This is a genomic window from Streptomyces sp. MMS24-W38 (genome assembly GCF_059889265.1).
The window spans coordinates 760,527-773,206 of the sequence record NZ_JCBCPP010000001.1 but is presented as its reverse complement, the minus strand read 5'-3'; the positions used below and the strand labels follow the sequence as shown (position 1 = coordinate 773,206).

At 73.4% G+C, this 12,680-nt stretch carries 9 protein-coding genes; 4 read left to right on the top strand and 5 right to left on the bottom strand.

Annotation, left to right across the window (positions count from 1 at the left end; translation table 11 throughout):
- Nucleotides 1-45: 45 nt before the first annotated feature.
- Nucleotides 46-1,791: a malto-oligosyltrehalose trehalohydrolase gene (treZ, locus tag AC6F7H_RS02530; protein ID WP_500754914.1), complete on the bottom strand. Its 1,746-nt coding sequence runs from the start codon at nucleotides 1,789-1,791 to the stop codon at nucleotides 46-48.
- Between the two features lie 202 nt (nucleotides 1,792-1,993).
- Here treZ and AC6F7H_RS02525 point away from each other — a divergent pair, with 202 nt between their 5' ends.
- Nucleotides 1,994-2,545, top strand: a complete 552-nt coding sequence (locus AC6F7H_RS02525) for an FHA domain-containing protein (RefSeq protein ID WP_500754913.1) — start codon at nucleotides 1,994-1,996, stop codon at nucleotides 2,543-2,545.
- 95 nt (nucleotides 2,546-2,640) lie between these two features.
- Nucleotides 2,641-3,084 carry an SSI family serine proteinase inhibitor gene (locus AC6F7H_RS02520; RefSeq protein ID WP_500754912.1) on the top strand — a complete coding sequence of 148 codons (444 nt, stop codon included), beginning with the start codon at nucleotides 2,641-2,643 and terminating at the stop codon, nucleotides 3,082-3,084.
- A gap of 65 nt (nucleotides 3,085-3,149) precedes the next feature.
- Here AC6F7H_RS02520 and AC6F7H_RS02515 read toward each other — a convergent pair whose 3' ends face one another.
- From AC6F7H_RS02515 to glgX, 3 genes are all read right to left on the bottom strand, one after another.
- A complete protein-coding gene (locus AC6F7H_RS02515) occupies nucleotides 3,150-4,403 on the bottom strand; it encodes a M14 family zinc carboxypeptidase (RefSeq protein ID WP_500754911.1) in 1,254 nt (417 codons plus the stop codon).
- 76 nt (nucleotides 4,404-4,479) lie between these two features.
- Nucleotides 4,480-6,906, bottom strand: a complete 2,427-nt coding sequence (gene treY, locus AC6F7H_RS02510; RefSeq protein ID WP_500754910.1) for a malto-oligosyltrehalose synthase — start codon at nucleotides 6,904-6,906, stop codon at nucleotides 4,480-4,482.
- A 77-nt stretch (nucleotides 6,907-6,983) separates the two neighbouring features.
- Nucleotides 6,984-9,119: a glycogen debranching protein GlgX gene (gene glgX / locus AC6F7H_RS02505; RefSeq protein ID WP_500754909.1), complete on the bottom strand. Its 2,136-nt coding sequence runs from the start codon at nucleotides 9,117-9,119 to the stop codon at nucleotides 6,984-6,986.
- A gap of 289 nt (nucleotides 9,120-9,408) precedes the next feature.
- On the opposite strand from glgX, the gene AC6F7H_RS02500 reads away from it, so the two are divergent.
- Entirely contained in the window at nucleotides 9,409-10,647 is a 1,239-nt protein-coding gene (locus tag AC6F7H_RS02500) for a DUF5919 domain-containing protein (RefSeq protein ID WP_500754907.1), read from the top strand.
- A gap of 130 nt (nucleotides 10,648-10,777) precedes the next feature.
- Nucleotides 10,778-11,500: a 3'-5' exonuclease gene (locus AC6F7H_RS02495; RefSeq protein ID WP_500754906.1), complete on the top strand. Its 723-nt coding sequence runs from the start codon at nucleotides 10,778-10,780 to the stop codon at nucleotides 11,498-11,500.
- Nucleotides 11,501-11,567: 67 nt separating this feature from the next.
- Here AC6F7H_RS02495 and AC6F7H_RS02490 read toward each other — a convergent pair whose 3' ends face one another.
- Nucleotides 11,568-12,437, bottom strand: coding sequence for an aminoglycoside phosphotransferase family protein (locus AC6F7H_RS02490; RefSeq protein ID WP_500754904.1), 870 nt, complete (start codon nucleotides 12,435-12,437; stop codon nucleotides 11,568-11,570).
- Nucleotides 12,438-12,680 lie beyond the last annotated feature (243 nt).

Sequence of the window (12,680 nt, the reverse complement as noted above, 5' to 3'; positions counted from 1 at the left end):
CGCCCTGGAGACGCGTCCCGACCGCCGGTCCCGGCGCCCCGGCCCTCACTCCTGCAGCAGCACCACCGCGGACTCACCGGGCAGGCGCAGCACCCCGTCGGTGCCCGGCACGTCGACCGGTTCCCAGGCGGCGAGCACGCGCGCGTGCGGGACGCCCAACGCGATCGAGACCGGTTCGCCGCCCAGGTTCACGGCCACCAGCACGTCCCCGCGCCGGAAGGCCAGCCAGCGCCGCTCCTCGTCGTGCACCACCCTGGTGTCGGCGAGGTCGGGGTCGGTGAGGTCCGGCTGGGCGTGCCGCAGGGCGACGAGCTGCCGGTACCAGGCCAGCACGCGCGCGTGGGGCTCGCGCTCCGGCTCCGACCAGTCGAGGCAGGAGCGGTCGCGGGTGGCGGGATCCTGCGGGTCGGGCACGTCCTCCTCGGCCCAGCCGTGCGCCGCGAACTCCCGGCGTCTGCCGTCGCGCACCGCCTCGGCGAGCTCGGCGTCGGTGTGGTCGGTGAAGAACTGCCAGGGTGTGCCGGCCGCCCACTCCTCGCCCATGAACAGCATCGGTGTGAACGGGGCCGTCAGGGTGAGGGCCGCCGCGCAGGCCAGCAGGCCCGGGGAGACCAGCGCGGCCAGCCGGTCCCCCCGGGCCCGGTTGCCGACCTGGTCGTGGGTCTGGCTGTAGCCGAGAAGCCGGTGCCCGGCGACCCGCGTGCGGTCCAGGGGCCGGCCGTGACGCCGGCCGCGGAACGTGGAGTACGTGCCGTCGTGGAAGAAACCACCGCGGAGCGTCTTGGCGAGAGCCGCGAACGGGGCGCGCGCGAAGTCGGCGTAGTAGCCCTGCGACTCACCGGTCAGCGCGGTGTGCAGGGCGTGGTGGAAGTCGTCGTTCCACTGCGCGTGCAGCCCGTGGCCGCCCGCCGCGCGGGGGGTGATGTCCCGGGGGTCGTTCCGGTCCGACTCGGCGATCAGGAACAGCGGCCGGCCGGTGTCGGCGGCCAGCGCGTCCACGGCCGCCGACAGCTCCTCGAGGAAGTGGTACGCGCGCGTGTCCGCCAGCGCGTGCACGGCGTCCAGGCGCAGCCCGTCGATCCGGTAGTCCCGCAGCCACGCCAGCGCGCTCTCCACGAGGTACGCCCGCACCTCGTCGGAGCCGGGCGCGTCCAGGTTGACGGCGGCGCCCCACGGGGTGTGGTGGGTGTCGGTGAAGTACGGGCCGAACCGGGGGAGATGATTCCCCGACGGCCCCAGATGGTTGTGCACCACGTCGAGGACGACGCCCAGCCCCAGGCCGTGCGCGTGGTCGACGAACCGTTTCAACGCCTCGGGTCCGCCGTACGGCTCGTGCACCGCCCACGGCGAGACCCCTTCGTACCCCCAGCCGTGGCGGCCCGGGAAGGGACACACCGGCATCAGCTGCACATGGGTGACGCCCAGTCCGGCGAGGTGCTCCAGCCGCTCGGCGGCGGCGTCGAAGGTGCCCTCGCGCGTGTACGTGCCCACATGCAGCTCGTACAGGACGGCGCCGGGAAGCGGGCGCCCGTCCCACGCCGCGCGCCAGGCGTACGCCTCGTGGTCGACGACCGCGCTCGGCCCGTCGGGCCCGTCCGGCTGCCGTCGCGAGCGCGGATCGGGCAGCACGGGCCCGTCGTCCAGGGAGAAGCCGTACCGGGAGCCGTGACGCGCGTCGGCCTCCCCGTGCCACCACCCCTCCCGTTCCGGATCACGTGTCAACGCGCTTGTGACGCCGTCGCACTGGAGCGTCACCCTGCCGGCCTGCGGTGCCCACACCTCGAACTGCACGGGCGGTTCCCCTTCGTCTGCTCACCGTGATGTAGCCCGTCCATCGTGCTGCATGGGAGATCGATCCGCCGGAGAATGATCCTTTTGTGGCGGGTGTCGCTGCCGGAGGTGCGGGAACCGCGAGGGACAGCGGGGGACGGCGGGTGCGGTGCTTCTCCGGTCTTCTGGACAGTCCGCCCCGCGCTGGCGGACAATCAGCAGCGTGACGTCGTCCTTCGAGTTCAACACGTACCCGGCGCGGCTCTCCGACGTGGAGCGCGACAAGGCGCTGAAGGTGCTGCGGGACGGTGCCGCCGTGGGACGGCTGTCCCACGACACGTTCATCCGGCGCATGGAACTGGCCCTCGCCGCCCGGTCTCTCGAAGAACTCGCCCCGCTCACCGCCGACCTGCCCACCGAGGGCCGCTTCTCGCGCCTGCTGTTCTCCTCCGTGGAGGCGGTCTCCGGGTTCACGGTACGGCTGCGCGGGGCATGGCGGGCCGAGCGGCTGCCGAAGCTGCTGCTGCCCCATCCGGCGACCGGCCACCCGCTGCGCATAGGGCGTGATCCCGCCAACGGGCTGCGGCTCAACCACGAGACGGTCTCCCGGATGCACGCGGAGCTCCACCTCCAGGGCGGCCTGTGGGTGCTGCGGGACCTCGGATCGACCAACGGCACGACGGTGAACGGGCGTCGGGTCGTCGGCGCGGCCGTGGTCCGCGAGGGCGACCAGGTCGGCTTCGGGCGGATGACGTACCGGCTCGCGGCGAACTGAGCGCGGCGCGGCGTGACACGGTGGTTCCCGGTCGTACGTTCTCGTTCGGGTGAGCCGGGCTGGGGTTCCGGCACCGCCGTGCCGATGCATCTGGAATGACGTACACCATGTACACCACGCGCACCTCAGTGAAAGCGGTACGGGGCGCCCTGCTCGCGGTGATCGCCCTCCTCGCCTGCGCCGCGCCCGCGCCCGCGCAGGCGGACCCCCGGGGCTCGGCCGCCCCCGACAGCTGGCTGGCCGTCGGCATCGACCGGGGTGAGGCCCGGACCGGCACGACGTCCGGCAGCATGCTCCTCTGCGATCCGCCCCAGGGCCACCCGCGCGCCGCCGACGCCTGTGCGGAACTCGCCGCGGCGAACGGGCGGATCTCCGACATCCCCGCACGGGACACCATCTGCACGATGGTCCACGCCCCGGTGACCGCCCACGCGCGCGGGCAGTGGCGGGGGCGGCCGGTCGAGTACACGGAGACCTTCCCGAACGCGTGCGTGATGAGGGCCCGGACCGGCTCCGTGTTCGCCCTGGACGGGGCGTAGACAAAGGGGAGGGGGCCGGGGCGGTCCGCTCCGGCCCCCTCCCCTCGCCGGTGCGCGCCGCACGGTCACGCACGGGCGTGCAGTGCCGCCGCCACGACCGTGCGGGCCTGGTGCTCCACCTGGTGCTCCACGGGCACCCAGCGGGCCCGGAAGTGCACGGCGAAGGCGTCGCTCCACAACGCGACCAGCCGGTCGAGACGCGCCGCCGCGTGCGGGTCGGTCTCCCGCAGCTCCCGCAGCAGCATCGCCGCCGCCCGCAGCGGCACCCGCCGGGTGAACGCGTCCACACTGCTCACGTATGCCCTCGTGCCGTCCGCGGGCGGGGTGTGGATCAGGTCGCCGGCCAGTCCCGGTACCAGCTCCAGCCCCCACGTGGCCGCCCGCAGCAGCGGACTGCCGGCGGCCCCGGCGCCCGTCATGGCTCCGGGCCGTGCCTCCTCGAGCACCTGCCGCACCTTCCGCGCGTCCCGCTGCAGCCGGTCCGCGAGGTACCGCAGCGCCGCCGCCGGCGCCGGATGCGGACCCGGGTCGTCCACCAGGGCCGCGGCCCACATCGGCACCTCGACGACCGCTGTCAGACCGCCGTACCGGTGAGCGCGGTACCAGGTGCTGTGCCGCGCGTCGTCCGGCAGGCTCGGATACGCCGGCCCGGCCCCCGGGGCGGGCATCACCCGCACCCCGGGGCCGGACACCGGCCAGCCGGCCGCGTCCGAGGCACCGGTCTCCACCGGAATGTGCAGCTCCGCGGCCGACTTGGCGAACGGCTCGGCGAGCCCCGGCACGTCCCTCGTCAACTGGACCCAGCTGCCGCCCAGATCGGTCCCGTGCAGCGACACCTGGAGGTAGGGCCGCAGCTCGTCGATGACCCCGGTCAGGGCCCGGGTCTCGGGCGGCAGCCGGCCGGGCGGCAGTACCGACGGCGCCCACTCCGGCTGTTCCGATCCCTGGGGACGGAAGAAACCCAGGTGGTAGTCGTACAGGCTGTGCGGCGGCGACGTCCTGTGGAGGCTCGCCCCGTCGGGGTCCGCGCACAGCAGGAAGTGCCAGGACGTGCCGTTGCGCAGCTCGCTCTCCGCCAGGACCCGCCGGGCCAGCACGAGCAGGGTGCCCCCGCCGGCCGGTTCGTTGGCATGGGCACCGGCGACCACCAGCACGGCACGCCGGGCGTGGCCCACGGACAGCAGGTGCAACGGCCGCCCCGCGCGGGAGGCCCCCACCTGCCGCAGGACGCTCAGACCGGGCCGTTGGGCCGTCAGTGCACGGGCGGAGGACACCAGTTCGGCCACCGTCGGATAGCGCAGCTCCGGCAGGAGACCCACCCCCCCGTCATCCCCCGTCGTCCCCGTCGTCCACACACCGTCGCACTGCGCAGTACCCCACGGCCACGGAACGGTGTCAAGGGTTTGACGGGGGAGGCCCCGGGGGGTGTGCGGCGCGCTCCAGCAGCGCCACCGGCGACCGCTCGAACAGCTCCGCCACGCGCGCGTGCCCCGTGAACTCCCGTCCGGGACCCAGGACGTCGGCCCACCGGCCGGGTGGCAGCGCCAGTCGGGTCTCCCGCCAGCCGCCCGCCTCCGCCAGCCGCAGCGACAACCGGGTCACGGCGGTCAGCACCGCACCGGACCGCACGAACGCCACACAGTGCGCGGCTCCGGGCCCCTCGGCGGCCAGCGACTCGTACGACGCCGTGTCGCCGAACGCCTCGGGCCGCCGCGCCCGCAGCCGCAGCGCGGCCCGCGTCACCGCGTCCTTGCCGACACCGCTGTCGCTGCCGGCGTCGCTGCCGACGCCCGTGCCCGGGCCGGACGGCCCGCCGGCCGGGAAGTCCACCGCGCGCCGGTTGTCGGGGTCCACCAGGGCCCGGTACTCGAACTCGGAGCCCTGGTAGACGTCGGGCACGCCCGGCATCGTCAGGTGGACCAGGGCGGTGCCCAGCACGTTCGCGTGGATGTGCGGCTCGAGCGAGGCCCGCAGCGCCGTCACCCGCCCGCCCGGCGCCCCGCACGGCCCCGCCGTCACGAACCGGGCCACCGCCTCCTCGTACGGCGGCTCCTGCTCCGTCCAGCTCGTGTGGAGCCCCGCCTCGCGCACATGCTTGAGCAGCGCCCCCGCCACCCGCTCCGGGTCCGCCGGGCCCAGCCCGAACACCGTCTGCCAGGCCGCCCACGCCAGCTGTGCGTCCGGCACGCCCTCGCCGGTGCGGGTCACCTCCGTCAGGACGTCCGCCCAGCGCCGCGGGCACTCGGTGAGCACATGGAGCGCGGCCCGCACGTCGGCGCTGCGCTTGGTGTCGTGCGTCGACACCACCGTTCCCGTCGTCGGCCAGTCGCGCTGCACGCGCGCGCAGTACGCGTGGAACCGCTCCGGGGACACCGCCGGGTCGCCGGGGTCCTGGCCCACCTCCGTCGCCGACAGCAGCGGCACATAGCGGTAGAACGCCGTGTCCTCCACCGACTTGGCCCGCAGCGCCGACGCCGTCTGCGCGAACCGCGTACGGAACTCCATCTGCTCCGGCCCGTCGCCGTACCGCCCGAGCACCAGATCCCGTACGACGTCCACCGCCCCGGCCTCCTCGGGCACGGCGAACGCGAGCCGTGCCGCGGCCGCCGCCTCCTCGGTGACCACACCGGCCGGGTCCACGGAGGTGTAGGGCCGGTACACCTCGAGCCGGACCAGCAGCTCCTGGAGCGCGGTGCGCAGCGCCCAGGGCGCGCGGTCGCGCAGCGCGGGCGCGGGCGAGCCGGCGCACAGGCGGTGCGCCACCCGGGTCAGCCGGTCCACCTCGGCGGCCAGCTCGTGCGTGAGCACCTTGTACGCGGCCCGCCGCACCGTCGCCGCCCACTCGCCGCCCCGGTCCGTCTGCGGCGCCGCGAACCGCCGGTACTGGCCGAGCAGCTCCCCGAACCCCGCCGGGTCGGTGAACAGGCCGTCCACGTGCCGCAGTGCGTCGTAGCCGGTGGTGCCGGCGACCGGCCAGGAGGCGGGCAGCGGCTCACCGTCGGACAGGATCTTCTCCACCACCGTCCACCGGCCGCCCGTGGCCTCGTGCAGCCGCCGCAGATACCCGTCCGGGTCGGCGAGCCCGTCCGGGTGGTCGACGCGCAGTCCGTCGACCACGCCCTCGCGCAGCAACTGGAGGATCTTCGCGTGGGTGGCCTCGAACACCTCCGGGTCCTCGACCCGCACCCCGATCAGCTCGGAGATGCTGAAGAACCGCCGGTAGTTGAGTTCCGTACGGGCCAGGCGCCACCACACCGGGCGGTACCACTGGGCGTCCAGCAGCAGCGGCAGCGGCAGGTGGGCCGTGCCCTCGCGCAGCGGGAACGCGTGGTCGTGGTAGCGCAGCACGTCGCCGTCGGCCTTCAGCCGGTCGGTCTCCGCGCCGAGCGGGCCGCCCAGCACCGGCAGCAGCACCTGGCCGCCCTGGGCCTCCCAGTCGATGTCGAACCACCGCGCGTGGTGCGACGCGGGCCCTTCGCGCAGCACCTCCCACAGGGCGCGGTTGTGGCGCGGGGACATCGCCATGTGGTTCGGGACGACGTCCACGACCAGGCCGAGCCCGTGCTCCCGCGCGGTGCGCGACAGGGCCCGCAGCGCGGGCTCGCCGCCCAGCTCCGCACGCACGCGCGCGTGGTCCACCACGTCGTAGCCGTGCGGCGAGCCCGGCACCGCCTCCAGGACGGGGGACAGGTGCAGATGCGACACCCCGAGCGAGGCCAGGTACGGCACCGCGGCCGCCGCGGCCGCGAACGGGAAGTCGGGCCGCAGCTGCAGCCGGTAGGTGGCGGTGGGGACCGCGGGGTCGGGTCGCTCAGGGGTCATGCAGACGTACGTACCCGCCCCGCGGCCCTTCCTGTCATCGGTGACCCGGCTGCCGCCGGACCGGCCGCCGGACCGGCCTAGGCGGGCCGCTGAAGCACAGTCAGGCTCCGGTCGGTCAGCGTCAGCCGGGCACCGGCCCGCACCTTCGGACCGGTGCCCGGGGGCACGCAGTCCTCGCGGGCGGTGTCGACCACGACCTGCCACTGCCGGCCGTGGTCGACCGGTACCACGAACTCCAGTGGATGGGGGGAGGCGTTGAACATCAGCAGGAACGAGTCGTCCGCGATGCGTTCGCCGCGCCGGCCGGGTTCCGAGATCGCGTTGCCGTTGAGGAACACCGTCAGCGCCGAGGCACGCGCCGAGTCCCAGTCCCGCTGGGTCATCTCCACCCCCTCCGGAGTGAACCAGGCGATGTCGGACAGGTCGTCGTGGGTGCCCTCCACCGGCCGTCCGTGGAAGAAGCGGCGCCTGCGGAAGACCGGATGGTTCTTGCGCAGCCACACCATCGAGCGGGTGAAGGCCAGCAGCCGGTCCTGCCGAGCCCGCTGGTCGCGCTGACCCCGCTCCGCAGGCCAGTCGATCCAGGCCAGCTCGTTGTCCTGGCAGTAGGCGTTGTTGTTGCCGCGCTGGGTGCGGGCGACCTCGTCGCCGTGACTGATCATCGGCACGCCCTGGGAGAGCATCAGCGTCGCGATGAAGTTCCGCATCTGCCGGGCCCGCAGCCGCAGCACGTCCGGGTCGTCGGTCTCGCCCTCGGCACCGCAGTTCCAGGACCGGTTGTGGCTCTCGCCGTCCCGGTCGTCCTCGCCGTTGGCCGTGTTGTGCTTGTGGTCGTAGGACACCAGGTCGTGCAGGGTGAAGCCGTCGTGGCAGGTCACGAAGTTGATCGAGGCCAGCGGGCGCCGCCCGTCGTCCTGGTACAGGTCGGAGGAGCCGGTCAGCCGGGAGGCGAACTCCGCGAGCGTGCGCGGTTCGCCCCGCCACAGGTCGCGCACGGTGTCCCGGTACTTGCCGTTCCACTCGGTCCACAGCGGCGGGAAGTTGCCCACCTGGTAGCCGCCCTCGCCCACGTCCCACGGCTCGGCGATCAGCTTCACCTGGGAGACCACCGGGTCCTGCTGCACCAGGTCGAAGAACGACGAGAGCCGGTCCACCTCGTGGAACTGCCGCGCCAGGGTCGCCGCGAGATCGAAGCGGAACCCGTCGACGTGCATCTCGGTGACCCAGTACCGCAGCGAGTCCATGATCATCTGTAGTACGTGCGGGGACCGCATGAGCAGGGAGTTCCCCGTCCCCGTCGTGTCGGTGTAGTGGCGCCTGTCGTGTCCCAGCCGGTAGTAGCTAGGGTTGTCGATGCCCTTGAAGGACAGCGTCGGGCCCAGATGGTTGCCCTCGGCGGTGTGGTTGTAGACGACGTCGAGGATGACCTCGATACCGGCCTCGTGCAGCGCCTTCACCGCCGACTTGAACTCCAGCACCTGCTGACCGCGGTCGCCCCAGGACGCGTAGGCGTTGTGCGGGGCGAAGAAGCCGATGGTGTTGTAGCCCCAGTAGTTGTTCAGGCCCATGTCCACCAGCCGGTGGTCGTTCACGAACTGGTGAACCGGCATCAGCTCCAGTGCCGTCACCCCGAGTTCGGTCAGATGCTCGATCAGCGCCGGGTGCGCGAGGCCCGCGTAGGTGCCGCGCAGTTCCTCCGGCAGTCCCGGATGGCGCATGGTGAGACCCTTGACGTGCGCCTCGTAGATCACCGTGTGGTGGTACTCCGTCCGGGGCAGCCGGTCGTCGCCCCAGTCGAAGTACGGGTTGACCACGACCGACGTCATCGTGTGCGGTGCCGAGTCCAGGTCGTTGCGCCGTTCGGGCGCGTCGAAGTGGTAGCCGTACACCTCCTCGCCCCAGCGGACAGCCCCGCTGATCGCACGCGCGTACGGGTCGAGCAGCAGCTTCGCCGAGTTGCAGCGCAGCCCCCGTTCGGGGGCGTACGGCCCGTGCACACGGAAGCCGTAGCGCTGTCCGGGCATGATGCCGGGCAGGTACGCGTGCCGCACGAACGCGTCGCTCTCGCGCAGTTCGACCGCCGTCTCGGAGCCGTCGTCGTGCAGCAGACACAGCTCTACTCGGTCCGCGGCCTCCGTGAAGACCGCGAAGTTCGTGCCGGCGCCGTCGTACGTGGCACCGAGGGGATACGCCTCGCCAGGCCAGACCTGCATGGACACGACTCTTTCAGGTGGACGGCCCCGGTGGGGGCGCCTTGGCCCGAGTGTTTGCCGTGTCGTCCCACGCGGCACCCGAGCTCCGGGCCGGGCCTTTCTGGCGGCGGTGCTGTGAAAACACAGTGAATCCGACCACTCATGGGGAGCGATCACGGCAGAACAGTCTTGTGGAAGAAGGAAGTTGAGAAACGACTCCGCCATCGGGCTGCACCCCGCACCGCATACGGAGTAATCTCCTTGATCGTTGGGGCTGGGAGTGCTCGGGGGAGCGGAAGGCGGTGCGCGGGTGGGTTCGGGAGGGCTGGAGCTGCCCCCTGGTGGCGAGGGTCACGAGGGAAACTCCACGGACGTCCCGCCCGGTGCGGTGTCGTTGGCGCGGCCGATGGACGCGGGCTCGATCGGGCCGGACCTGGACTGGGGCGCCGACGACTGGCGCGAGGTGCGGACCCGTGCCCAACGGGCCGGCCGCGCCTACATCTGGCTGAACCTCGTCGAACAGCGGCTGCGCTCGGTCGTCGCCGCCGTGCTGCGTCCGGTCTACGAGCCGATGCACGGCGACGACTGGGTGGTCGCCGCCGCCGGACCCGCCGGGCAGGAGTGGGTGCAGCGCGCGGTCGCGGTGCGCGAGGTCAGCCGCCGCAAGGGCTATCTGCTCGACCCGGCCGACGACAACGTGCTCTCCTTCCTCACCCTCCCTCAGCTGCGGGAGCTGATGGTCCAGCACTGGCCGTGCTTCGAGCCGTACTTCGACGACCGACGGGACGTCGAACTGGCCCTGGACGAACTGGAGGTCACCCGCAACGTCGTCTCCCGCAACCGGGCGCTGTCCGAGGCGGTGCTGAACCAGGCCGAGCGGGCCTCGGCGCGGCTGCTGGAGATACTCGGCGCCGACGGCGACGTGCCGTCCGCGCGCCGGCTGCCCGTCGACGCGGTGGAGGACCTGGTCGGCGACCGGTACGCGGACGTGGTCGCCGTCCACCCCGACCGGGTGCGGCTGCTCCGTCAGTTCCCGGCCGAGGACATCTTCGGCGGCGCCCGCCGCCTGGACGCCATCGGCATCGGCCTCAACCTGCTGGTGCAGAACTTCTCCGGCCGCCGTCTGGTGCGGCTCGCCGAATCCGGCTGCCGGGTGCGGCTGCTGTTCCTCAACCCCGCCTCCAGCGCGGTCAAGCGCCGCGAGCGCGAACTCGGTCTCAAACGGGGGGAACTCGGCCGCGCGGTCGAGATGAACATCCTCCACATGCGCCGGGTGCGGTCCCGGCTGCGCGACCCGGGAGCCTTCGAGATCCAGGTCTACGACGAGACGCCCCGCTGCACGGCGTACCTCGTGGACGGGGACGGCGCCGACGGCGTCGGCGTGGTGCAGAACCATCTGCGCCGGGCCCGGGGGATGGAGGCACCGGTGCTGGTGCTGCGCAACGGCAGCAAGGTGGTCAAACCGGGTGAGACCGAGGAAGGCGGCCTGTTCCCCACGTACCGCGAGGAGTTCGAGCAGATGTGGATGGATTCACGCCCGGTGTCGTGAATGCCCGCCTTGCGGTCGCCTGTCATGAACCCTCCCGACCGGTGAACGGAAGGCGACCCTCGGGTTGTCAGTGGTGCGTGCGAAGGTGGTGACCACTGGGGGAACGCACCACACAGAAGGGGGACGGCCCATGGGCTGGCACCGAGAGCTGCTGATCGGCTTCGACCTGGAGACGACGGGCACCGACCCGCGCGAGGCGCGGATCGTCACGGGGGCCGTGATCGAGGTCAGGGACGGAGAGCCGCTGGGGCGCCGGGAGTGGCTGGCCGACCCCGGGGTACCCATTCCGGCGGAGGCGGTGGCCGTCCACGGCATCAGCGGTGAGCGGGCGGCGGCCGAGGGAAGCCCCGCCGACCGGGTGGCCGACGAGATCGCCGACGTCCTCACCGCACACTGGAGCGCGGGCGTCCCGGTCGTCGCCTACAACGCCGCGTTCGATCTGACGCTGCTCTCCGCGGAACTGCACCGGTACGGGCTGCCCTCGCTGCGCGACCGGCTGGGGGGCGTCGACCCCGCACCGGTCATCGATCCCTACACGATCGACCGCAGCGTCGACCGTTACCGCCGTGGCAAGCGCAACCTCGAAGCGGTCTGCGCGGAGTACGGCGTCGCGCTCGACTCCGCGCACGACGCGGCGGCCGACGCGCTCGCCGCTGCCCGGCTGGCCGGCGCGATAGCCGGCCGCCACCCGAAGGTCGCGGCCCTCGACCCGGCGGAGCTGCACCGCCGTCAGATCGAGTGGTACGCCGCATGGGCGGCGGACTTCCAGAGCTTCCTGCGCCGCAAGGGCGACGCCACCGCGACCGTCGACGGGACCTGGCCGCTGCGCGAGCCGGCCGGCGAGCGGGTCTGACCCGGTACCACGGGAAGTCCCCGGCGGGGCGTGCGGACGGGGGCGTTCGCCGTCAGGGCGTTCGGAATCAGAACGGGTACCAGCGGACGGTCGGGTCGCCGTCCCGGAGGGACGCCACGCGGCGCTTGAACTCGGCCAGGGCCTTCGGGTTGCTCGGCGCGTGCTGGGAGACCCAGGCGCAACTGGCCGTCTCCCGCGCGCCGCGCAGCACCGCGCAGCCCTCCCAGGCGCGCACGTCCCAGCCGTACGTCTCGGTGAAGGACGCGTACGCCTCGTCCGACAGCCCGTAGCGGTCGTGGGACAGGGCCATGACCACCAGATCGTGTTCGCGCAGATCGGCCGAGAAGGTCTCCAGGTCGACCAGGACCGGCCCGTCCGGCCCGATGTGCACGTTCCGGGGCAGCGCGTCCCCGTGGACGGGTCCCGGCGGCAGATGGGGCGTCAGCGCCGCGGCGGCCGCCGCGAAACCGTCGCGCCGCTCGCGCAGATACGCGGCGTCCTCGGGGTCGATCACCTCGCCCGCGAGCCGCAGCCAGCGTTCCACACCGCCCAGCAGCTCGCGGGGCGGCAGCCCGAAGGAGGGAGTGGGCAGGGCGTGCACCACCCGCAGCAGTGCGGCCAGGTCCCGGGGCTCGGCGGGCCGTACCGGCGCGGGCAGCCGGTGCCACACCGTCACCGGGTACCCCTCGGCCAGCAGCGCCCGGGGCTCCGCCGCCCGCACCGCGGGTACGCCGGCCTCGGCGAGCCACAGCGCGACGGCCAGCTCCCGGCGGGCCCGCTCCAGCAGGCCGCCGTCGCGGCCGACCTTGACGACCAGGTCACCGGCGGCGAACACCGCGTTCTCGCCCAGGGCGAGCAGCCGCGCGTCCCGGGCGGCCGCGCGCCCCGACAGTACGCCCGCCGCCGCCAGGACGTCCCGCGCCCGTGCCTCGTCCATCCGTCCGCCTCCGTGCCTGTGCCCGACCTGGGCCCGCTGCCGGCCGGACCCGGTCCTTCTTCGGGTCCTGCTCCGGGGCCGCCTTCGGTCCGCGCCGGTCGTCCGACCGTGTCCGCGCCGTCGGCGCCATGGGTAAGTGTCGCATTCGCACAGGTCGGCCGAGTGCGGCGTGCCCCGGTGGTGCGACGCCGCCCCCTGCCCCAGCCATCCCAGTTGCACGAGACGTATCGTCTCGCCTAGGGT